This window comes from Streptomyces sp. NPDC044033, assembly GCF_056434425.1.
On the sequence record NZ_JBWKFF010000045.1, the window covers coordinates 1 to 20,359 of the forward strand.

20 protein-coding genes and 1 riboswitch are annotated in these 20,359 nt (G+C 73.5%); of the genes, 10 read left to right on the forward strand and 10 right to left on the reverse strand.

The annotated features are described in order from the left end of the window. Positions 1 to 157 precede the first annotated feature (157 nt). From AC07AB_RS39440 to AC07AB_RS39450, 3 genes are all read right to left on the reverse strand, one after another. On the reverse strand, positions 158 to 565 hold the full coding sequence (locus AC07AB_RS39440) for a DUF3040 domain-containing protein (protein WP_478577345.1): 408 nt from the start codon (positions 563 to 565) through the stop codon (positions 158 to 160). 237 nt (positions 566 to 802) lie between these two features. Continuing rightward, entirely contained in the window at positions 803 to 1,567 is a 765-nt protein-coding gene (locus AC07AB_RS39445) for a methyltransferase (protein WP_478577348.1), read from the reverse strand. Positions 1,568 to 1,715: 148 nt separating this feature from the next. Next, the gene (locus AC07AB_RS39450) at positions 1,716 to 2,231 is read right to left on the reverse strand and encodes an SAV_6107 family HEPN domain-containing protein (protein ID WP_478577351.1); all 516 of its coding nucleotides are present in this window, start codon (positions 2,229 to 2,231) and stop codon (positions 1,716 to 1,718) included. A gap of 146 nt (positions 2,232 to 2,377) precedes the next feature. Here AC07AB_RS39450 and AC07AB_RS39455 point away from each other — a divergent pair, with 146 nt between their 5' ends. The 4 genes from AC07AB_RS39455 to AC07AB_RS39470 all read left to right on the forward strand — a co-directional run bounded on the left by AC07AB_RS39455 (position 2,378) and on the right by AC07AB_RS39470 (position 7,994). Beyond that, entirely contained in the window at positions 2,378 to 3,199 is an 822-nt protein-coding gene (locus AC07AB_RS39455; protein ID WP_478577354.1) for an ATP-binding cassette domain-containing protein, read from the forward strand. Then, positions 3,171 to 5,300, forward strand: a complete 2,130-nt coding sequence (locus AC07AB_RS39460; protein ID WP_478577356.1) for a YhgE/Pip family protein — start codon at positions 3,171 to 3,173, stop codon at positions 5,298 to 5,300. The genes AC07AB_RS39455 and AC07AB_RS39460 overlap by 29 nt, the downstream gene beginning before the upstream one ends. A 35-nt stretch (positions 5,301 to 5,335) precedes the next feature. Beyond that, complete coding sequence (locus tag AC07AB_RS39465) at positions 5,336 to 5,989, forward strand: TetR/AcrR family transcriptional regulator (protein WP_478577358.1); 654 nt, start codon at positions 5,336 to 5,338, stop codon at positions 5,987 to 5,989. A gap of 448 nt (positions 5,990 to 6,437) precedes the next feature. Then, positions 6,438 to 7,994, forward strand: coding sequence for a phytoene desaturase family protein (locus tag AC07AB_RS39470; protein WP_478577360.1), 1,557 nt, complete (start codon positions 6,438 to 6,440; stop codon positions 7,992 to 7,994). A gap of 127 nt (positions 7,995 to 8,121) precedes the next feature. On the opposite strand, the gene AC07AB_RS39475 is transcribed toward AC07AB_RS39470, so the two are convergent. The 5 genes from AC07AB_RS39475 to AC07AB_RS39495 all read right to left on the reverse strand — a co-directional run bounded on the left by AC07AB_RS39475 (position 8,122) and on the right by AC07AB_RS39495 (position 12,951). Continuing rightward, positions 8,122 to 9,114, reverse strand: a complete 993-nt coding sequence (locus AC07AB_RS39475) for a hypothetical protein (protein ID WP_478577363.1) — start codon at positions 9,112 to 9,114, stop codon at positions 8,122 to 8,124. A gap of 41 nt (positions 9,115 to 9,155) precedes the next feature. After that, positions 9,156 to 10,073, reverse strand: coding sequence for a methylenetetrahydrofolate reductase [NAD(P)H] (gene metF, locus AC07AB_RS39480; RefSeq protein WP_478577365.1), 918 nt, complete (start codon positions 10,071 to 10,073; stop codon positions 9,156 to 9,158). A gap of 160 nt (positions 10,074 to 10,233) precedes the next feature. Continuing rightward, a complete protein-coding gene (gene thiE, locus AC07AB_RS39485; RefSeq protein ID WP_478577367.1) occupies positions 10,234 to 11,010 on the reverse strand; it encodes a thiamine phosphate synthase in 777 nt (258 codons plus the stop codon). 179 nt (positions 11,011 to 11,189) lie between these two features. After that, positions 11,190 to 11,555, reverse strand: a complete 366-nt coding sequence (locus AC07AB_RS39490) for an Rv2175c family DNA-binding protein (RefSeq protein WP_478577370.1) — start codon at positions 11,553 to 11,555, stop codon at positions 11,190 to 11,192. A 166-nt stretch (positions 11,556 to 11,721) separates the two neighbouring features. Continuing rightward, positions 11,722 to 12,951, reverse strand: coding sequence for an NAD(P)/FAD-dependent oxidoreductase (locus tag AC07AB_RS39495; RefSeq protein WP_478577372.1), 1,230 nt, complete (start codon positions 12,949 to 12,951; stop codon positions 11,722 to 11,724). Between the two features lie 164 nt (positions 12,952 to 13,115). After that, positions 13,116 to 13,228, forward strand: a riboswitch (TPP riboswitch). Between AC07AB_RS39495 and thiO the strand changes: the two genes are divergently transcribed. The 5 genes from thiO (at position 13,226) to AC07AB_RS39520 (ending at position 18,510) form a co-directional block, all read left to right on the forward strand. Beyond that, complete coding sequence (gene thiO / locus AC07AB_RS39500; protein ID WP_478577375.1) at positions 13,226 to 14,431, forward strand: glycine oxidase ThiO; 1,206 nt, start codon at positions 13,226 to 13,228, stop codon at positions 14,429 to 14,431. (Overlaps the previous riboswitch by 3 nt.) Next, positions 14,428 to 14,652 carry a sulfur carrier protein ThiS gene (thiS, locus tag AC07AB_RS39505; RefSeq protein ID WP_478577378.1) on the forward strand — a complete coding sequence of 75 codons (225 nt, stop codon included), beginning with the start codon at positions 14,428 to 14,430 and terminating at the stop codon, positions 14,650 to 14,652. Before thiO ends, thiS begins: the two co-directional genes overlap by 4 nt. A gap of 2 nt (positions 14,653 to 14,654) precedes the next feature. Further along, the gene (locus tag AC07AB_RS39510) at positions 14,655 to 15,491 is read left to right on the forward strand and encodes a thiazole synthase (RefSeq protein ID WP_478577380.1); all 837 of its coding nucleotides are present in this window, start codon (positions 14,655 to 14,657) and stop codon (positions 15,489 to 15,491) included. Between the two features lie 205 nt (positions 15,492 to 15,696). Continuing rightward, positions 15,697 to 17,631 (forward strand): Stk1 family PASTA domain-containing Ser/Thr kinase, encoded by a 1,935-nt coding sequence (gene pknB / locus AC07AB_RS39515; protein WP_478577383.1) that lies wholly within the window; start codon positions 15,697 to 15,699, stop codon positions 17,629 to 17,631. Positions 17,632 to 17,637: 6 nt separating this feature from the next. Then, positions 17,638 to 18,510, forward strand: coding sequence for a deoxyribonuclease IV (locus tag AC07AB_RS39520; protein WP_478577386.1), 873 nt, complete (start codon positions 17,638 to 17,640; stop codon positions 18,508 to 18,510). Positions 18,511 to 18,537: 27 nt separating this feature from the next. Here the strand turns inward: AC07AB_RS39520 and AC07AB_RS39525 are convergent, their stop codons facing one another. Beyond that, on the reverse strand, positions 18,538 to 19,161 hold the full coding sequence (locus AC07AB_RS39525; RefSeq protein WP_478577388.1) for a sulfite oxidase-like oxidoreductase: 624 nt from the start codon (positions 19,159 to 19,161) through the stop codon (positions 18,538 to 18,540). A 152-nt stretch (positions 19,162 to 19,313) separates the two neighbouring features. Between AC07AB_RS39525 and bfr the strand changes: the two genes are divergently transcribed. Then, positions 19,314 to 19,793 carry a bacterioferritin gene (gene bfr, locus AC07AB_RS39530; protein WP_384397377.1) on the forward strand — a complete coding sequence of 160 codons (480 nt, stop codon included), beginning with the start codon at positions 19,314 to 19,316 and terminating at the stop codon, positions 19,791 to 19,793. Positions 19,794 to 19,886: 93 nt separating this feature from the next. Here the strand turns inward: bfr and AC07AB_RS39535 are convergent, their stop codons facing one another. Beyond that, positions 19,887 to 20,156 (reverse strand): (2Fe-2S)-binding protein, encoded by a 270-nt coding sequence (locus AC07AB_RS39535; protein ID WP_478577390.1) that lies wholly within the window; start codon positions 20,154 to 20,156, stop codon positions 19,887 to 19,889. Positions 20,157 to 20,359: the final 203 nt, after the last annotated feature.

A 20,359-nucleotide genomic window follows, 5' to 3' on the forward strand; every position in this document is an offset into this window, starting at 1 on the left:
CCGCCCCCCCCCCCCCCCCCCCCCCCCCCCCCCCCCCCCCCCCCCCCCCCCCCCCCCCCCCCCCCCCCCCCCCCCCCCCCCCCCCCCACCAACCCCCCCCCCCCCCCCCCCCCCCCCCCCCCCCCCCCCCCCGCGCCCGTGTGGAAGATGTCGGGACTCAGTGGCCCTGTTCGTCGCGGCGGCGCTGCCAGCGCTCCTCGATGCGCCCCATCACGGACCGGCGCTGACGGGGCTGGCGGCGGGCGGTCGCAGGGCCACCCGCAGCGGCGTCCGACGCCCGCTGTTCACCCGGTTTCGGCGCTTTGCGCCATCCCGTGACCGCGAGCACCGCGCACCCCAGCATGACGAGGAAGCCCACCACGCTGATCCAGATCTGCTGGGCGACCATTCCGGCCATGAGGAGCGCGATACCCACCAGAAAACCCGCGACCGCCTGGTAGACCCGTCGCCGGGTGTACGTGCGCAGGCCGCTACCCTCAAGCGCTGTCGCGAATTTGGGATCTTCGGCGTACAGCGCTCGCTCCATCTGCTCGAGCATGCGCTGCTCGTGCTCCGAGAGCGGCACGGAGTCCTCCTACTCGTCGGTCGCGGGGGGCGACCGGGGTGCGACCCTTTCAGGATAGGCAGGGAATCGCCCCCGTGATACCCGCCCCTCTGCGCCAATTACCCACCGTTGCCGGTGTGACAATCGAAGCTGTCGGAACGTGCATTCCCCACCCGCCGATCCGCCATGCCGGACGGTGTACCCCGATCATACGGGGCGAAGCGGCTGATCGGGTGGCCTGCGGCGGATGGCGTGCGGTCAGCCGCGCTCGGCGAGCACGTGCAGCTGGGTGGCGACGGAGTGGAAGGCGGGGAGCTCGGCGACCGCCGCTTCGAGTCGCAGCAGGGCCTCCATCGCGCCGGGCTCGGTGTCGACCAGCACACCGGGCACCAGGTCGGCGAAGACGCGCACGCCGTGCACGGCGGTGACCTCCAGCCCGGCCTCGCCGATCAGCTCGGAGAGCGTCTCGGCGGTGAAGCGGTGCGGCACCGGGTCCCCGTCGCCCCAGCGCCCGGCCGGGTCGGTGAGCGCCTGCCGCGCCTCGGTGAAGTGGCCCGCGAGGGCGCGGGCGAGCACGGCGCCGCCCAGCCCGGCGGCGAGCAGGCTGAGGGTGCCCGCGGGGCGGAGCGCGTCGACGACGTTGCGCAGGTCCTCGGCGGGGTCGTCCACGTACTCCAGCACGCCGTGGCACAGGACCACGTCGTAGCCGCCGCGCTCGACGACGTCGAACAGACCATGGACGTCGCCCTGGACGCCGCGCACGCGCTCGGCGACCCCGGCCTCGGCGGCCCGGCGCTCCAGCGCGAAGAGCGCGTTGGGGCTGGGGTCGACGACGGTGACGCGGTGGCCGAGCCGGGCGACCGGCACGGCGAAGTTGCCGGTGCCGCCGCCGGTGTCCAGCACGTCGAGGACGCCCGCCTCGCCCTTGCCTGCGGCCTTGCCCCTGCGGTCCAAGGCGTCTTCGAGGACATCCCAGACCACGGCGGTACGGAGGGACGCCCGGGGGCGCTGCGGGTCTGACACGGCGGGTGGCTCCTCGGCGCGGTGTCGCCGCCGCCTCGGCGGCGACGACGAGTAACTGACGTCGGCGTCCCCAGCCTATTGCCTACGGCGGGCCCGGCCGGTCCCGCCCCGCGTGTGCCCCCGCGTGTGCCCCCGCGCGGCCCCGGAGTCAGCCCGCCTTGTCGCGCTCCGCCGCCGCCTGCCGCGGCAGGGCGGGCTGGAGCACCAGCATCCGCTCCACCAGGCGCAGGAACATGGCGGCGTCGCGCAGCAGGTCGTCTGCGTCGCGGCAGCTCGCCGCGGACGGTATGCCCGCCTCCGCGCGGGCCCGGCGCAGCGCACCCGAGGCGAACAGCGCGCTCCATTCGGTGAGTTCCGGCGCGACTTCGGGCAGCACCTCCCAGGCGCTGCGGATCCGCCGCCGGTGCCGGGCCGTGGTCTCGGGCCGGCCGCGGACGGCCAGCACGGCGGCCGCGGTGCGCAGGGCGGCGAGGTGCGCGGTGGCGTAACGCTCGTTGGGGGCTTCGAGGTCGGCGGCCTCAGCCAGTCCCTGGTGGGCCTGGGTGAGCAGGTCGAGCGCGGCGGGCGGGGCCGCAGCGCGGCGCAGCACGGGGTGGACGTCGCTCGCGGTACCGGCCATGACGAACCTCCTGTCGTCGTGTGGCGGCCCGTTGAGTGATGGCATGACCGCCGTATGTGCCCATCGTGGGGCACACCACTGACAATCGGCCCTGACCTGCACGAACACCCCTTGAGCCAACCCCAGTTGACGGTGGATGATCAGAGTGCGGCATACTTTTTGCACTGACTGGTCAGTTCAAGGGAGGGCTTGTGAACAGCACCCCGCCCGGGGCGTCGATCACGGCGGAGGGGTTCGGCGCCGAGGGGCCGCGCGGCTGGACGTTCCGCGATGTGCGCGTCTCCGCGGACCCCGGCTCACTCATCGCCGTCGAAGGGCCCTCCGGATCGGGCCGCACCTGTCTCCTGCTCGCGCTCACCGGACGTATGCGTTCCACGGCGGGCCGTGCGGCGGTCGCCGGCCTGGCGCTTCCCCAGCAGATGGCGGCCGTGCGGCGGATCAGCGCGCTCGCCCACGTGCCGGGGGTCAGCGAACTCGACCCCGCGCTGACCGTCGCCGAGCATCTGCGGGAACGCGCGCTGCTGCGGCGGCGATTCGGCGGTTCGCTGCGCGCGCTGCTGCGACCGCGCGCCGAGCGCTCCGCCGAGGCGCGCGACGGGATCGACGCCGCGCTGCGCGGGGCCGGACTCGACCCCGGCGCGCTGGTGAAGGGGGAGCGTACGGCCGTACGGGACCTTGAGCGGCTGGAGGCGCTGCGCCTGTCCGTGGCGCTCGCGCTGATCGCCCGGCCGCGCCTGCTGGCGGTCGACGACGCCGATCTGAAGCTCTCGGCCGCGGAGCGCGCCGAGGCGTGGGCGCTGCTGCGCTCCATCGCCGGGGACGGCACGACCGTGCTCACGGTGTGCTCCGAGGCCCCGCCGGACGCGGTCGTCGTCTCGACCGCGCCGCGGACCGAGCCGGAGGCCCGAGCCGCCGATGACATGCCCGGACAGCCGGCGGGGGCCGCAGCGTCCGCTGACGGCGACGACGAGGAGGGGGCGGCCGATGCGTTCGCCGAAACTGGCCGCTCTTGAACTCAAGCGGTTCGGCAGGGGGCGGCTCCCGAGGGCCGCGCTCGCCGCCCTGATGCTGCTGCCGCTGCTGTACGGCGCGCTCTACCTGTGGTCCTTCTGGGATCCGTACGGGCGGCTCGACAAGGTCCCGGTGGCCCTCGTCAACTCCGACCGCGGCGCCTCCGTGGACGGCCGCGAGCTGACGGCGGGAGACGACATCGTCAAGGGGCTGCGGCACAGCGACTCGTTCGACTGGCACGAGACGAGCGCCGCCGAGGCCCGCAAGGGCGTCGCCGACGGCACGTACTACCTCTCCCTCACCGTGCCCGACGACTTCAGCTCGCAGGTCGCCTCCAGCTCCGGCGAGTCCCCGGAGACCGGCGCGCTGCGCGTCCGTACGAACGACTCCAACAACTACATCGTCGGGCAGATCTCCCGGACGGTGTTCGCGGAGGTGCGCGCCGCGGCCTCCACCAAGGCGTCCCGGTCGTTCTACGACAAGATCTTCGTCTCCTTCTCCGACCTCCATGGCAAGACCCAGCAGGCCGCGGACGGCGCGGACCGGCTCGGCGACGGCATCGGCCGGGCGAAGCAGGGCGCCGGCGAGCTCACCAAGGGGCTCGCCGGCGCGCAGCGCGGCAGCGGCACCCTCAAGGACGGCGTCACCAAGCTGCACACGGGCGCGGGCGCCCTCGACGCCTCGACCGGCACGCTGCACAAGGGCGCCGGGCAGGTCGCGGACGGCACCCAGCAGCTCGCGGACCGGGCGAACGGCCTCGCCAAGGACGTCGGGCCGTTCCTCAAGAAGCACGGCGCGGAGATCGGCGACGTCTCGCGGTCGGTGGCCGACGCCTCCCGCGCGGCGCGCGACGCGCTCAGGACGCTCCCGGCCGACGCCGCCAAGGCCGCGACCGACGCCCGTAAGGCCGCCCGGACGCTCACCGCCGACTACGAGCGGCGCTGCGCGGCCGGCGCGCCCGCGCCCGATCCGTCCTGCCCGGCGCTCAAGGCGTCGGTGGCCGCCGCCGGCACGGCGGCGGACGTCGCGGAGGACGTCAGCACCTTCGTACGGAAGAACACCGCGGGCCTCAAGGAGCTCGGCGACAGCCTGGACGAGTGGCACGGCAAGGCGGTGTGGCTGGCGGACAACGCACCGCACCTCGGCAAGGACGTCGACACCGCCATCGCCAAGATCAACGCTCTCAACTCCGGCGCCCACAAGGTGTCCGACGGCGCCGGGAAGATCCACGCGGGCGCGGGCCGGCTCCACTCGGGGCTGGCCGACGCCAAGGACGGGGCCGCGGACCTCGACTCGGGCATCGGGAAGCTGCACAGCGGCGCGGACACCCTGCGCGGCGGGCTGTTCAAGCTCTCGGACGGCTCCACCGAACTGGCCGACGGGCTGCACGACGGGGTCGGGAAGATCCCCGACTACGGCAAGAAGGACCGGGACGCGCGCAGCGAGGTGATGGCCGATCCGGTGAAGCTGGCGTCCCAGGCGATGCACAAGGCGCCCAACTACGGCACCGGCTTCGCCCCGTACTTCATCCCGCTCTCCCTGTGGGTCGGCGCGATGGTGGCGTACATGCTGATCCAGCCCCTCAACCGGCGGGCGCTCGCGGCGGGCGCCGCCGCCTGGCGCATCGGGCTGGCCGGCTGGCTGCCCGTCGCGGCGATCGGGGTGCTCCAAGTGGGCGCCCTGCTGGCGGTGCTGCACTGGAGCCTCGGTCTGGAGATGGTGCGGCCGGCGGGCACGCTCGGCTTCCTGCTGCTGGTCACCGCGTGCTTCTGCGCGATCGTGCAGTGGCTCAACGCCCAGTTCGGGCCGGCGGGCCGGATTCTCGTACTGGCGCTGCTGATGCTCCAGTTGACGTCGGCGGGCGGCACCTATCCCGTCCAGACCAGTCCGGGGTTCTTCGGCGCGCTCCATCCTTTCCTGCCGATGAGCTACGTCGTCGACGGACTGCGCCGGCTGATCACCGGCGGCGGGCTGGGGCCGGTCTGGCAGGCGTGCGCCGTGCTGGCCGCGTTCACGGTGGGCGCGCTGGCGCTGACCGCGTGGACGGCCCGCCGCAAACAGGTGTGGACCGTGAACCGGCTGCACCCGGAGCTGTCCCTGTGACCAGGCATGCCGCGACGCCAGGCAGAATCAGCACCATGAACAGCAGCGCTGCAGCAATCCGGAGAGTGACGCCTCGGCCCCCGGCCGACAGCCGTCGGCAGGCCACCCGGCGAAAGCTCTTCGAGGCGGCCGTGACCCTCATCGCCGAACAGGGGTTCTCCTCCACGACGGTGGACGAGATCGCCGAGCGGGCCGGGGTGGCGAAGGGCACGATCTACTACAACTTCGCGAGCAAGAGCGTGCTGTTCGAGGAGTTGCTGCGACACGGCATCGAACTGCTCAGTTCCTCGCTCCAGCGGGCCGCCGACGAGACGGCGGCCCACGGCGGCAGCAGGGTCGACGCGCTGGACGCCATGATCCGGGCCGGGCTCGACTTCATCGCCCGCTACCCCTCGCTCACCCAGCTGTACGTGGCCGAGCTGTGGCGCACCAACCGCGCCTGGCAGTCCACCTTGATGCAGGTGCGGCAGCAGGCGATATCCGTGATCGAGTGCGTGCTGCGGGAGGCGGTGGCCGGCGGCGAGCTGAGCAAGGAGATCGATATCCCGCTGACGGCGTCGGCGCTGTTCGGGATGGTGCTGGTGGCCGCGTTGGACTGGCAGTCGTTCCAGCCGGAGCGCTCCCTGGAGGATGTGCACGCGGCCCTGTCCCGGCTGTTGCAGGGGCGGATCAGCGGCAGCCCCCGGTAGCCCGGGGGCAACGCTGTTCCGGCGCGGACCGGTCCCCCCTCGGCCCGCGCCGGAACACGGCGTTCCCCCGTTTCCCCCGTGGAACCCCCGTTCCCGGCAGAGCACCATCGTTTCCCCCGTGGTGCCCCGCCGTTCCTTCCAGGGCGCCCACCGTTTCCGCCGCCCCGTGTCGGCGGTTTCGGCGCTGCGCCCTTTCCGTGGTCACTACTCTCCCTTCCACGCAGGTCGCGGCCCATCCGTGCATCTACTCATCTCACCGTCTGAGTACATGTACTCAGACCTGAGTGCTCACCCCCACGGCCGCCGGTCCGGGGCCCTCGGCAGCAGTCGATTCCGGTGGGCCCGTCCGGCACCGGCTACGGGCGGCGGGGGCCGTCGGGCAGGCCGCGGGGACCGGGCCGTCCGGCGGCCGCACGCGTTGTCAGTGGTGCCGGATACAGTCACGGGCATGGCAAGGATTGCGGTGATCGGCGCGGGGATGGGCGCGATGGCGGCCGCCGCCAGGCTGGCCGTCGCGGGCCACCGGGTGGCGGTGTACGAGCGCGGGGACACACACGGCGGCGGTGTGCGGCGCCTCGCCCGGGACGGCTTCGCCTTCGACACCGGGCCGGGGCTGCTGCACCTCCCGGCGGTCTACCGCGATCTGTTCGTCAAGACCGGCAAGGAGTCGCTGGAGCAGAGCGTCGAGCTGTCCCAGGTCGACCCGGCGAGCCGGCACGTCTTCGCGGACGGCACGGTCCTCTCCCTGCCCAACGCCTCGCGGGCGGGCGTCGTACGGGCCCTGGACGAGGCGGTCGGCGGGGGCACGGGCGAGCGGTGGAGCGATCTCGTCAACCGGGCGCGCGAGGTCTGGGACGCGACGCGCCGGCCGCTCCTGGAGGAGCCGCTGCGGGCGGACTGGCAGGCGCTGGGCCGCGATCCGTATCCGGCGCCCCGCAAGCGCGGACTGTTCCGGCGGGACGGCGGCCCGGCGACGCTGGCGTCCGTCGCCCGGCGGGAGCTCAAGGACCCGCGCCTCGTCGCCCTCCTGGAGAGCTACGCCCTGGCGTACGGCCTCGATCCCCGCGGCGCGCCCGCGAGCGCCACGGCACTGCCCTATCTGGAGCAGACGTTCGGCAGTTGGTATGTGCGCGGCGGGATGCGGGCGCTGGCCGACGCGCTGCATGAGCGGTGCCGCGCGCGGAAGGTGGAGTTCGCCTTCGGTGCCGAGGTGACGCGGATCATCGAGAAAGACGGCCGGGCGGCCGGGATCGAGCTGGCCGACGGGGCCGTCGTGGCGGCGGACTCCGTGGTCTGCGGCGTCGATCCGGCGCTCCTGGCGCCGATGCTCGGCGGGACGGAGCCCTGGCGGGACGAAGACGTACGGCCGGGGCCCTGCGCCGGGGGCCGGGGCGCGGGGCGGTTCACGGTCTGCCTAGCGGTGCGCGGTGCGCGCCCCGCGTGCGCGGCGCACCGGACGGTGGTCCACGCCCTCGATCGCGCGGCCGAGTTGACGGGGGTCTTCGGGGCCGGCGTCGGCGGCGGCGACGGCCAGGGGGTGCGCGCTCCCTGCGAGCGGCCGACGGTGACCGTGCTGCGCCCGGACGACCCCACCACCCGCCCGGACGACGGCCACGAGGCCGTCACGCTGACGGCGGCGGTCGCTCCGCACGGCGGCCCGGTGGACTGGCGGGACGCCGAGGCCGCCGAGAGCTGCGCCGACCGGATCATGGCGGCCGCCGAGGCGGCGGTTCCGGGGCTGCGCGAGCGGACGCTGTGGCGCGAGGTCCGTACGCCGGTGGACACCGCCGCCGAGACCGGAGCGCCGGACGGCGCGGTGCCCGGGCCCGTACTGGCCGGCGGGGACGGCGCGTTCCTGCGGCCCGGCAACGCCACACGGCTGCCGGGGCTGTATCTCGCGGGCGGCTGGTCCCATCCGGGCGGCGGGCTCGCGCACGCGGGCATGTCGGGTGCGCTGGTGGCCGGGCTGATCGTGGACGGGGCCGACTGGCGCGGCTCCCAGTAGCCCGCTGCTGCGGTACGGACGCCGGGGCGGCCGCCCGGGACGCCCGTACCGCCGGCGCGTCCGCTCAACGCCCGTGCCGCCCGGCCGCCCGTGCCACCCATGTGCCACGGGGCCGGGGCCCCTCGGCTCAGTAGCGGTAGCGCTCGTCGTAGCCCGGGCCGTGCCCGCTCTCGTGGCCCGCGCCGGGCCCCGGCTGCTGCTCCTCGTACGGGTAGGGCGCGGGCTGCTGCTGGTCCGGCGTCCGGGGGAGGTCGGCGCCGCGCTGCTGCGGCACCCAGACCCCGCCGGGCGGGGTGTCGGCGTCGTACTGCTGCTGCGGCACGGGGTAGCCGTCGGGCCCGTACGCCTGGGGGGCGTAGCCGCCGCCGGGGCACGGGCCCGGGTCGTTCTGCTGTTGCGTGTAGGGCGCGTACTGGTCGTAGGACGGCTGCTGGGCCGAGCCGATGTACGGGTCGGAGTACGCGGCGTACTGCTGCTGGCCGTAGTCGAACTGCCCGGCGGCGTAAGGGTCCTGGGCCCCGGTCCCGTCGCCCTGCGGGGCGTAGCCGCTGTAGGCGTCGTACGTGCCGTAACTCGCCGCTGGGTCCGCCGCGTACCCGCCCTGGCCGTAGCCGCCGTACTGGTCGTTCTCCGTCGGCACCGGCTGCGGCTGGAAGACGTCCTCGGCGTGCGCGATCGGCGGCATCTGCGCGGTCTGCTCCGCCGGCGGCGCCTGGGCCGCGCCCCCGTCAGGGCTTCCGCCGGCCATGGCGCCGACCTCGTCCGCGCCCTCCTCGACCGGTCCCGCTTCGACGTCGCTGACCTGGAGCTTGGGCTCGGAGACCGGCGCGGACCGGGGGGACTTGCGCCGCCTCCTGGCGGTCGGCTTGCCGCCGATCGCCCATCCCTCGGAGAAGCCGCGGCGGAAGGAGAGCGTCACATAGGTCTGCCCGACCGCGAAGGCGATGGCGCCCACCGCGATCACCGGCACGGAGGGGAGGACCACCCCGACGACCACGCCGAGGAAGCCGAAGAAGGCGAGCAGTCTCCAGCGCAGCCGCGCCTTGTGCTGCAGCAGTACTTCGCTCAGCAGCCAGAGGGCAACGACGCCGAACGCGATGTAGAGGACCGCCCAGCCCATTTACGCCCCTCTCGTGCGGCCGCCGCTCACCGGACAGGCCGTCAGGACCGCTGATGCAGTCCCAGATTCTCGTAGATTTCCAGCGTCGCCGTGGAGTGGTTCAGGGTAATGAAGTGGAGCCCGGGGATTTCCTCCGCCATCAGCCGGGCGCACAGCTCCGTGGCGTACTCGATACCGATTGAGCGTACAGCGGCCGGGTCGTCCTTGACCGCGAGGATCCGGTTCGCCAACTCCGCCGGGAACGCGGCATTGCTGAGCTGCGCGAACCGCTCGATCTGCCGCACGTTCGTGACGGGCATGATCTCCGGAATGATCGGTGTCGCACAACTCGCCGCCGAGACGCGGTCCCGCAGCCGGAGGTAGTCCTCGGCATCGAAGAACATCTGTGTGATGGCGAAATCCGCCCCGGCGCGGCACTTGTCGACGAAATGGCGGACGTCGGTGTCCCAGTCGATGGAGCGCGGGTGCATCTCGGGATAGGCCGCCACACCGACGCAGAAGTCGCCGGACTCCTTGATGAGGCGCACCAGTTCGGCCGCGTACGTGACGCCTTCGGGGTGCGCGACCCAGTCGCCGAGCGGGTCGCCGGGCGGGTCGCCGCGGAGGGCGAGCATGTTGCGGATGCCGGCGTCCGCGTACTGCCCGATGACGTTGCGCAGTTCCGCCGTCGAGTGGTTGACGGCGGTGAGGTGGGCGACGGGGGTGAGCGTGGTGTCGGTGGCGATCCGCTCGGTGGCCCGCACTGTCCCCTCACGGGACGAACCGCCCGCGCCGTAGGTCACGGAGACGAAGGTCGGCGCGACCGCCTCGACCCGGCGGATGGCGTTCCACAGCGTCCGCTCGCCCTTCTCGGTTTTCGGGGCCATGAACTCGAAGGAGAAGGACCGCTCACCGGAGGCGAGCAGGTCACGCACCGTGCGTGCGCGGTCTGTCCTGGTGGAAGGTGTGCCAAGGGCCATACGGGCAGGTTAACCGGGGTCTGTCGGGCCCCCAACCCTGTCTCGCGTTATGACCGTTTCGGCAAGCTTTCACCAAGCCTCAGCCGAGCTTTCGCCACGATCTTGTCCACCCCTTGGACACCCGCGGGCCTTCGGGGCGGTCGCGCGCCGCCTCGCGACCTCACGCTCCGTATCCGCGGATGCGCTCGGCGAGACCGGCCGCGGCGGCTCCCGGGTCGTCGGCCTCGGTGATGGCGCGCACCACGACGGCCCGCCGGGCGCCCGCTGCCAGCACCTCGTCCAGGTTCGAGGCGTCGATGCCGCCGATCGCGAACCAGGGGCGTACGGGCGCCAGCGAGGCGGCGTAGCGCACGAGTGGGAGCCCCGGGGCGGGCCGGCCCGGCTTGGTCGGGGTGGGCCAGCAGGGGCCGGTGCAGAAGTAGTCCACACCCGGCTCGACGGCCGCGGCGGCCACCTCGGACTCGGCGTGGGTGGAGCGGCCGATCAGCACGTCCGCGCCGAGTATCGCCCGCGCGGCCGGCACCGGCAGGTCGCCCTGGCCCAGGTGCAGCACGTCGGAGGCGATGGCGTGCGCGACGTCGGCCCGGTCGTTGACGGCGACGAGCTTGCCGTGGCGGCGGGCGGCGGCGGCGAGGACCGCGAGGTGCTCCAGCTCCTCCCCCGCCTCCATGCCCTTGTCCCGCAGCTGGACGATGTCGACGCCCGAGGAGAGGACCGCGTCGAGGAACTCCGGCAGGTCGCCCTGGCGCTTGCGCGCGTCGGTGCACAGATAGAGCCGGGCGTCGGCGAGCCGCTCCCGCGCGGTCGCCTGAGCCTCGCGGGCCGCAGGAACGGCGCCGGTCGCCCCGGCCCCGGCGGTGCCTGTCGCGGCTGAGCCCGCTGCGGCGTCCAGGAGTCCTGCGGCATCGGTGGTGTCTGTGGCACCTGTGGCGGACATGCGGCGGTTTCCCCCCGGGTCGGCGGTGTACGGGCCGTGGCGCGCGGCCCCGGCCCGTACACCGGACGGTCGGACATGTAACTGATGTGCGGCTGCGGGCTGATGCGCCTACGGACGGATCAGCCGGCGAGCGGCGTATTCGGCGGGGGTCGGGCGGCGAGCGCCCAGGCCCGGTGTGCTCAGACGGCGAGCGCCTGGGCTCGACGCTTCACCTCCGTGCCACGATTCTCCCGCAGGGCCTGCGCCGGCGTGCCGGGCAGGGTCGGGTCGGGGGTGAAGAGCCACTCCAGCATCTCCACATCACTGAAGCCGTCGTCCCGCAGGAGCGTCAAGGTGCCGGCCAGGCCCTTGACGACCTTGGCGTCGCCGATGAAGTCGGCGGGCACCTGGAGCACCCTGTTCTCGCCACGGCGCACCGCGATCACCTGGCCTTCCTTGACCAGCTGCCGGACGCGCGTCACCTCGATGCCGAGCCGTTCGGCGATGTCGGGCAGGTTGAGCCAGGCGGGGACGAGAGCATCGGTCTTTGCGTCAATCTCGGTCACAGGACAAGCCTGCCATCTAGGACTGACAGTCGGTAGCCGGGAGGGCCCGAGGGCGCGGAGCCCGTGTCGCGTCCCGGCCGGGCGCTCGCCGCCCGGGACACGCGCCGGCCCGCCCGGAGGCCGAGACCGGGCCCTCAGTCCCTCAGGCCGCCGGCCTCTCAGCCCCTCAGACCGTCGCGGACTTCAGCGGCACCGACGGGTCCGCGGCCTGCCGCTGGTCCAGCCGCGCGCCGCGCTCGATGAGCTTGCGCCCCTGGGCCAGGTCACGGGGGCGGCCCACCGCGAGCAGCGCGACCAGGACGCCCTCGCGCAGCCAGCACACCGACCAGGCGGCGGTGGCGGGGTCACCCCGCCACAGGAGTTCGTCGGCGGCGGCGTGGTGCCCCGCGTACTGCACGAACCGGCCGAACTGCTCGGACCAGAAGTAGGGCACCGGGTCGTACAGTGGCCCCTCGGCCTCGCCGCGTGCGATGTTGGCGGCGACGGTGCGCGGTCCCTGGAGCGCGTTGTCCCAGTGGTGCACCAGCAGCCGCTCGGCGTAGCGGGCGGACGGGAAGGAGGCGCAGTCGCCGACCGCGTAGACGTCCGGCAGGCTGGCGCGCAGCCGCTCGTCGGTGACCACGGACCGGTCCGCCGCCAGCTCGATGCCGGTCCCCGCCAGCCAGCCGGTCGCGGGGCGCGCGCCGATCCCGACGACCACCGCGCCGGCCGTCAGCCGGGTCCCGTCGTCCAGCAGCACGCTGCCCTCCGAGACGGAGACGACCCGGGCGCCGGTGAGCAGTTCGGCGCCGCAGTCCGCGTACCAGTGCGTCATGTGGACGGCGACCTCCGCGGGGAGGGCGCCCGCGAGCGGCCGCTCCGCGGCCTCCACGACGGTCACCTTGCAGCCCGCCTCGCGCGCGGCCGTCGCGAACTCCGCGCCGATCCAGCCGGCCCCGACCACCACGATGTCGTGCTGGTCGGCGAGGATCGGGCGCAGCCGCACCGCGTCGTCCAGAGTGCGCAGCAGGTGGACGCCGGGGACGCCCTCGCTGCCGGGCAGCGCGACGGGCTCGGCGCCGGTGGCGATGACGAGCCGGTCGTAGGGCTCGGGGCCGTCGGCGGTGTCCAGGACGCGCTCCGCGGGCCGCAGCCCGGTGACCTCGCGGCCGAGTCGCAGGTCGATGCCGAGGGAATCGAAGTCCACCTCGAAGGCGGAGCCCTCGGCCTTGCCGAGCAGCACGGCCTTGGAGAGCGGGGGTCGGTCGTAGGGCTGATGGGGCTCCGCGCCGAGCAGCGAGATGGCGCCGGCCCAGCCCTGTTCGCGGAGGGCGACGGCGGTCTGTACCCCGGCCACGCCCGCGCCGACGATCACGACGCGACGCCGGTCACTGGTGGTATTCGTCTGATCGCTCACCAGCTCACTGTATGGCTGCGGGCATGGTGTGCCGGAGCGTCGCGCAGAGAGATCTCCACCACAACCGGGGCCCGCGGCGGCCCGGTTGCGCGCCTGTAGGAGCGCGGTTCCGTATCGGACACTCCCTTTCGGCCGATTCGGGGCGCGTACTAGGGTGACCGGGGTAGAGCACTCGCGGGAGCCCGGGCGGACCGGGCTGAGAGGGAGGCTGGACGGCCTCCGACCGTACGAACCTGATCCGGGTCATGCCGGCGAAGGGAGGGGCTGGACACCCATGCACGCGTCTCCGTCAAAGCCACCGGGGTCGGCGCCCCCGGCGCCCTGCGGCACTCTCGATGTGCTCGTCATCGGCGGCGGCATCATCGGCCTGGTCACCGCCTGGCGCGCTGCCCAGCGCGGGCTGCGCACCGCCGTCGCGGACCCCGAGCCAGGCGGCGGCGCAGCCCAGGTCGCGGCCGGGATGCTGGCCGCCGTCACCGAACTGCACTACGGCGAACAGGATCTGCTCGCCGCCAACCTGGCCTCCGCCCGCCGCTACCCGGCGTTCGCGGCCGAGCTCACCGAGGCGAGCGGCCAGGACATCGGCTACCGCGCGTGCGGCACGCTCGCCGTCGCCCTCGACGCCGACGACCGCGCCCACCTGCGCGAACTGCACGAGTTGCAGCAGCGGTACGGCCTCGACTCGCAGTGGCTGTCGGGACGCGAGTGCCGCCGGCTGGAGCCGATGCTCGCGCCCGGCGTCCGCGGCGGTGTGCGGGTCGACGGCGACCACCAGGCCGACCCGCGGCGCCTCGCGCGCGCCCTGCTGGTGGCCTGCGAGCGCGCCGGAGTCGTCTTCCACCGGACCGAGGCGCGGCGCCTGACGGTCGCGGCGGACCGGGCGACCGGCGCCGAGCTGGCCGACGGCGCCCGGATCGGCGCGGCCCAGACCGTGCTGGCGGCCGGCAGCCACAGCGCGCGCCTCGCGGGCGTGCCCGAGCACGTGGTGCCCCCGGTCCGCCCGGTCAAGGGCCAGGTCCTGCGGCTGCGCGTGCCCGGCCCGTACGCGCCGTTCCTGTCCCGGACCGTACGGGCCGTGGTGCGCGGCGGCCCCGTCTACCTGGTGCCGCGTGAGAACGGCGAGCTGGTCCTGGGCGCGACCACCGAGGAGCTCGGCTGGGACACCACCGTCACCGCGGGCGGCGTCTACGAGCTGCTGCGCGACGCCCACGAACTGGTGCCCGGCATCACGGAGCTGCCGCTCGTCGAGACCCGCGCCGGGCTGCGCCCCGGCTCCCCCGACAACGCCCCGCTGCTCGGCCCGTCCGCCCTGCCCGGCCTCCACATCGCCACCGGCCACCACCGCAACGGCGTGCTGCTGACCCCGTTCACCGGCGATGTGATGGCCGAGGTGCTGGCCGGCGGCGGGCTCCCGGCGGCGGCCCTGCCCTTCTCCCCGCAGCGTTTCCAGGCCCCCGCACCTCAGGAGCAGCCCGTATGACGCCCTCTTCGCCCGCCTCCGTCCGGCTCTCCCTCAACGGCGAGCCCCGCGAGATCCCCGCCGGTCTGACCCTGGACCGGCTGGTGGCCACGCTCACCACCGCGCACAGCGGCATCGCCGCCGCCGTCAACGAGAGCGTCGTACCGCGCGGCCAGTGGCCGGCCACCGCGCTCGGCGACGGCGACCGCGTCGAGGTCCTCACCGCGGTACAGGGAGGCTGACCATGACCGACACCGCATTCCTCGCGGCGGCCCCGGAAGCCGCGGCGGCCGGGGACCCGCTGACCATCGGCGGCCGCGTTTTCGGCTCCCGGCTGATCATGGGTACGGGCGGTGCGCCCAGCCTGGACGTGCTGGAGCGCTCCCTGCTCGCCTCGGGGACCGAGCTGACCACGGTGGCGATGCGCCGTCTGGACGCGACCGTGCAGGGCTCGGTGCTGTCGGTGCTCGCCCGGCACCGCATCCAGGTGCTGCCGAACACCGCGGGCTGCTTCACCGCCGGCGAGGCCGTCCTCACCGCGCGGCTGGCCCGCGAGGCGCTCGGCACCGACTGGGTCAAGCTCGAAGTGGTCGCCGACGAGCGCACCCTCCTGCCCGACCCGATCGAGCTGCTGGACGCCGCCGAGACCCTCGTCGACGACGGTTTCACCGTGCTGCCGTACACCAACGACGACCCCGTTCTCGCCCGCAAGCTGGAGGACGTGGGCTGTGCCGCGATCATGCCGCTGGGCTCGCCCATCGGCTCCGGTCTGGGCATCCGCAATCCGCACAACTTCCAGCTGATCACGGAGCGCGCGGGCGTCCCGGTGGTCCTGGACGCGGGCGCGGGCACCGCCTCCGACGCCGCGCTCGCCATGGAGCTGGGCTGCGCCGCGGTGATGCTCGCCTCGGCGGTGACCCGCGCGCAGGAGCCGGCGCTGATGGCGGCGGCCATGCGGCACGCCGTCGAGGCGGGCCGGCTCGCGTACCGCGCGGGCCGAATCCCGCGCCGGCACTTCGCGCGGGCGTCCTCGGCCATGGACGGGCTGGCGGAGCTCGACCCGGAGCGGCCGGCGTTCTGACCAGCGGTACGCCCGCCGTCCCGCGCGGCCCCTGCCATCCCGCCTGGCATCCCGCGCCGCCCCTGCCAACGCGCCCGCCATCCCGCCCCGCCCCGCGTCTTCCCTGGTCCGTACGTGTCCGCCGCTGTCACCGTTCGGCTTCAGTACGGCCTCGGCGGGCGTGCGGCGTCGGAGCTGTCGGTGACTGCTCGTAGACTCGTCTGCCGTGGACACGACCCTTCAGGACCCCCTCGTCGGGCAGCTGCTCGACGGCCGCTACCGAGTCGAGGCGCGCATCGCCGTCGGTGGCATGGCCACGGTCTACCGGGCCGTCGACACGCGGCTCGACCGCGTGCTCGCGCTCAAGGTGATGCACCCGGCGCTCGCCGCGGACGGCGCCTTCGTCGACCGGTTCATCCGGGAGGCGAAGTCGGTGGCGAGGCTCGCGCACCCCAATGTGGTGGGCGTCTTCGACCAGGGCACCGACGGCACGTACGTCTATCTCGCGATGGAGTACATCGCCGGGTGCACGCTGCGCGACGTGCTGCGCGAGCGCGGCGCGCTCCAGCCGCGCGCCGCCCTCGACATCCTGGAGCCGATCCTCGCCGCGCTCGGCGCCGCCCACCGGGCGTCCTTCGTACACCGCGACATGAAGCCCGAGAACGTGCTGATCGGCGACGACGGCCGGGTCAAGGTCGCCGACTTCGGGCTCGTACGGGCCGTGGACAACAACACCACCGCCTCGACGGGCTCCGTGCTCGGCACCGTCTCGTACCTCGCCCCCGAGCAGATCGAGCACGGCACCGCCGACACCCCGGCGGACGTGTACGCCTGCGGCGTGGTGCTCTACGAGATGCTGACCGGCGCCAAGCCGCACGCCGGCGGCACCCCGGCGCAGGTCCTCTACCAGCACCTCCACGAGGACGTCGCGCCGCCGTCCGAGGCGGTGCCGGGGCTGCCCGCCGTCCTGGACGACCTGGTGGCCGCCGCCACCGCCCGCGACCCCGGGGTGCGGCCCGCCGACGCGGTGGAGCTGCTCGGCCTGGCCCGCGCGGCGCGCGCCGCGATGAGCGACGCGCAGCTGGACGCGGTGCCGCCGCGGGCGCAGACGGCTGAGCACGACGGTTCCGAGGACCGTACGAGCGTGATCCCGCGCTCGATCGAGGCGCGGGCAGCCCGGGCGGCGGACGACGCCTCGTACGACCGCACCACCCGGCTGGAGCGGCCGCCGGCGCCGCCCGCGGGCCCGGCCGGCGCGGTGGCGGGCGGCCGTCGCGGGCCGAGCCGCTCGGTGCTGGCGCTGCTCGGAGCGGTGCTGGTGATCCTGTTGGGCACGGGCGTCTGGTACATCAATTCCGGTCAGTTCTCCAAGGTCCCGGCCGTCCTGGATCTCCCCCGGGCGCAGGCGGAGCGGAAGCTGGACGAGGCCGGGCTGAAGTCGAAGGCCCGGCAGGACTTCAGCGATGTGGTGGAGCGCGGCCATGTCATCGGCACCTCCCCCAAGCCGGGTGAGCGCGTCCGCGACAACGGCACGGTGACCCTGACCGTCTCGCGGGGGCCGGAGCGGACCAAGGTGCCCAATGTCTCGGGCATCCCGCTCGACCAGGCGAAGAAGCAGATCGCGGACGCGGGGCTGACGGTCGGCAAGGTCCGCCAGGAGTTCAGCGACGAGACGGCCCAGGGCTCGGTGCTCACCACCGAACCGCGGCCGGGCAGCGAGCGGAGGCCGGACACGGCCGTGGCGATCACCGTCAGCAAGGGGAAGCGGATCGGCGTCCCGGAGGTGACGGGCGACTCGGTCGAGGACGCGAGCAAGGAGCTGGGCGAGGCGGGCTTCAAGGTGAAGGTCGCCGACGAGCAGGTCTTCTCGGAGGAGGACAAGGGCGACGTCGCCCAGCAGTCCCCGGCCAAGGACAGCCCGGCGGCGAAGGGCGACACGGTCACCCTCACCGTCTCCAAGGGCCAGGAGATGGTCGAGGTCCCGGACGTCACCGGCGATAAGTCGGACGACGCCAAGAAGCAGCTGACCGACCTCGGCTTCGAGGTCGAGGTGAAGAAGCCGTTCTTCTTCCCGAAGGACACCGTGGACAAGCAGTCGGTCGAGGGCGGCGACGAAGCCCCCAAGGGCAGCAAGATCACCATTACGCTCAAGGGGCTCTGAAGACTCATGCGCAATCCCGTCGGCGGCCACATCCCCGTGGCCGGCGGACTCGCGAAGACCGGCCTGCCGTACGCCGCGGAGATGGGCGCGGAGGCCGTACAGGTCTTCGTCGCCAACCCGCGCGGCTGGGCGACGCCGCCGGGCGACCCGAAGCAGGACGAGGCGTTCCGGGCCGGCTGTGCCGAGCGGTCCCTGCCCGTGTACGTCCACGCGCCGTACCTGATCAACTTCGGCTCCCACACCGAGGCGACGGCCGAGCGGTCCGTGGAGTCGCTGCGCCACTCGCTGCGGCGGGGCCGGGACATCGGGGCGCGGGGCGTCGTGGTCCATACGGGCGCGGCGACCGGCGGCCGCCACCGGAGCGAGGCGCTGGCACAGGTCCGCGAGCGGCTGCTGCCGCTGCTGGAGGAGTTGACCCACGAGGACGACCCGTGGCTGCTGCTGGAGGGGACGGCCGGGCAGGGCGCCTCGCTCTGCTCCCTGGTGGGGGAGCTGGGCCCGTACTTCGACGCGCTGGAGCGCCATCCGAAGCTGGGCGTCTGCCTGGACACCTGCCATGTCTTCGCGGCGGGCCATGATCTGGCCGGCCGCGGCGGGATGAAGCAGACGCTCGACGAGCTGGTGTCGGTCGTGGGCGAGGGGCGGCTGAAACTGATCCACGCCAACGACTCCAAGGACGTCGTGGGCGCGCACAAGGACCGGCACGAGAACATCGGGTCCGGCCATATCGGGGCCGAGCCGTTCCGGGAGCTGTTCGCGCACCCGGCGACGGAGGGCGTACCGCTGACGATCGAGACGCCGGGCGGCAAGGAGGGGCACGCCGCCGACGTGGCGCGGTTGAAGGCGCTGCGCGACGGGCGCGGTCCGGCGGACGATTAGCGGAGGGCCGGGGCCGGCCGACAGCGCCTAGAGTTCCGGGCCGTCGCCCGGTTCCTCCTGGTACGAGTAGCGCTGCTCGCTCCAGGGGTCGCCGATGTTGTGGTAGCCGCGCTCCTCCCAGAAGCCTCGGCGGTCGGCGGTCATGTACTCGATGCCGCGGACCCACTTGGGGCCCTTCCACGCGTAGAGGTGCGGGACCACGAGCCGGGCCGGGAAGCCGTGCTCGGCGGTGAGCGGGTCGCCGTCCTTGTGGGTGGCGAAGATGGTCTGCGCGCTGGTGAGGTCGGACAGCCGCAGGTTCGAGCTGAAGCCGTATTCGGCCCAGACCATCACATGGGTGACATCGTCCGCGGGCGGCGCGAGGCCCACGAGCGTGGCGGCCGGGACGCCTCCCCACTCCGAGCCGAGCATGCTGAACTTCGTGACGCAGTGCAGGTCCGCGGTAACGGTGGAGTACGGCAGCGAGGCGAACTCCTCGTGCGCCCAGCAGTGCTTGTCGCCGTCCGCCGTCGCGCCGAAGACCCGGAACTCCCAGCGGTCCGGCCGGAACTTCGGGACCGGTCCGTAGTGCGTCACCGGCCAGCCGCGCTGCAGCCGCTGGCCCGGGGGCAGCTGGAGGTGGTCTCCCTCACGACTTTGCGACTGACCCATGAGGCCATGGTGTCAGACCTTCGGCTATGGCCGTGACCAGCACATCCGCTATTAGGGCAACTCGTACTAAGCGTGCACTTACTGGACGGTCCGCGAGGGCGGTGGAAGGATGCGCGCAACTTGCCCGTCCCCGCGTGGAAGGAGCCTTGGCGATGCAGGGCGACCCCGAGGTCATCGAATTCCTCAATGAGCAGCTGACCGCCGAGCTGACCGCCATCAACCAGTACTTCCTGCACGCGAAGATGCAGGAGAACTTCGGCTGGACCAAGCTCGCGAAGTACACGCGGTCCGAGTCGTTCGACGAGATGAAGCACGCGGAGCTGCTCACCGACCGGATCCTGTTCCTGGAGGGGCTGCCCAACTACCAACGGCTCTTCCACGTCCGGGTCGGCCAGACGGTCACCGAGATGTTCCAGGCCGACCGGCAGGTGGAGGTCGAGGCCATCGACCGGCTCCGGCGCGGGGTGGAGGTCATGCGGGCCAAGGGCGACATCACCTCGGCCAATATCTTCGAGTCGATCCTGGCCGACGAGGAGCACCACATCGACTACCTCGACACGCAGCTGGAGCTGGTCGAGAAACTCGGCGAGGCCCTCTACATCGCGCAGATCATCGAGCAGCCGGACAGCTGACCGAAGCGGCGGCCGAGCGGAGCGGGAAGCCGGACCACCGGCCGTCGACGGCCGTCGCGGGGCAGGCTCAGGCGGCTTCCGCGCGGGGCAGGCTCAGGCGGCTTCCGCCGTATACGGCGCCTCATACGGCGGCGGCTCATACGGTGGCGGCTCGGCGCCGAGCGCCGCGGGCTCGCCCTCGTCGAGCAGCTCCCGGCGGGGGCACGCGCCGCGGCCGAGCAGCGCCTGGATGCGCTTGACGCAGCCCCCGCAGTCCGTGCCCGCCTTGCAGGCCGACGCTATCTGGCGAGGGGTGCAGGCCCCGGTGTCCGCGTGGTCGCGAACCTGCTGCTCGGTGATGCCGAAGCAGGAGCAGACGTACACGCGGTTCACCACCCGAGATCATTTAGTGAGGTTACCCTTACCTTACCCGGTCCGGCGGGCCGCTAACAACGCAGTGGGGGGGGGGGGGGGGGGGCCCCCCCCCCCCCCCCCCCTCCTTTACGTTTTCCTTTTCGTCCTTGACCCTCCCCCCCCGAAACACATATCCCACACCCCCCACTGTTTTGGTCGGATAGGTTTATCAG

Excerpts from the sequence above, each read along its gene's own strand:
- AC07AB_RS39465 (WP_478577358.1), top strand. The coding sequence starts at position 5,336 with ATGAACAGCAGCGCTGCAGCAATCCGGAGAGTGACGCCTCGGCCCCCG.
- AC07AB_RS39520 (WP_478577386.1), top strand. The coding sequence starts at position 17,638 with ATGCGCAATCCCGTCGGCGGCCACATCCCCGTGGCCGGCGGACTCGCG.
- AC07AB_RS39510 (WP_478577380.1), top strand. The coding sequence starts at position 14,655 with ATGACCGACACCGCATTCCTCGCGGCGGCCCCGGAAGCCGCGGCGGCC.
- AC07AB_RS39475 (WP_478577363.1), bottom strand. The coding sequence starts at position 9,114 with ATGGGCTGGGCGGTCCTCTACATCGCGTTCGGCGTCGTTGCCCTCTGG.
- thiE (WP_478577367.1), bottom strand. The coding sequence starts at position 11,010 with ATGTCCGCCACAGGTGCCACAGACACCACCGATGCCGCAGGACTCCTG.
- AC07AB_RS39525 (WP_478577388.1), bottom strand. The coding sequence starts at position 19,161 with ATGGGTCAGTCGCAAAGTCGTGAGGGAGACCACCTCCAGCTGCCCCCG.
- metF (WP_478577365.1), bottom strand. The coding sequence starts at position 10,073 with ATGGCCCTTGGCACACCTTCCACCAGGACAGACCGCGCACGCACGGTG.
- AC07AB_RS39450 (WP_478577351.1), bottom strand. The coding sequence starts at position 2,231 with ATGCCATCACTCAACGGGCCGCCACACGACGACAGGAGGTTCGTCATG.
- AC07AB_RS39470 (WP_478577360.1), top strand. The coding sequence starts at position 6,438 with ATGGCAAGGATTGCGGTGATCGGCGCGGGGATGGGCGCGATGGCGGCC.
- AC07AB_RS39460 (WP_478577356.1), top strand. The coding sequence starts at position 3,171 with ATGCGTTCGCCGAAACTGGCCGCTCTTGAACTCAAGCGGTTCGGCAGG.
- thiO (WP_478577375.1), top strand. The coding sequence starts at position 13,226 with ATGCACGCGTCTCCGTCAAAGCCACCGGGGTCGGCGCCCCCGGCGCCC.
- bfr (WP_384397377.1), top strand. The coding sequence starts at position 19,314 with ATGCAGGGCGACCCCGAGGTCATCGAATTCCTCAATGAGCAGCTGACC.
- thiS (WP_478577378.1), top strand. The coding sequence starts at position 14,428 with ATGACGCCCTCTTCGCCCGCCTCCGTCCGGCTCTCCCTCAACGGCGAG.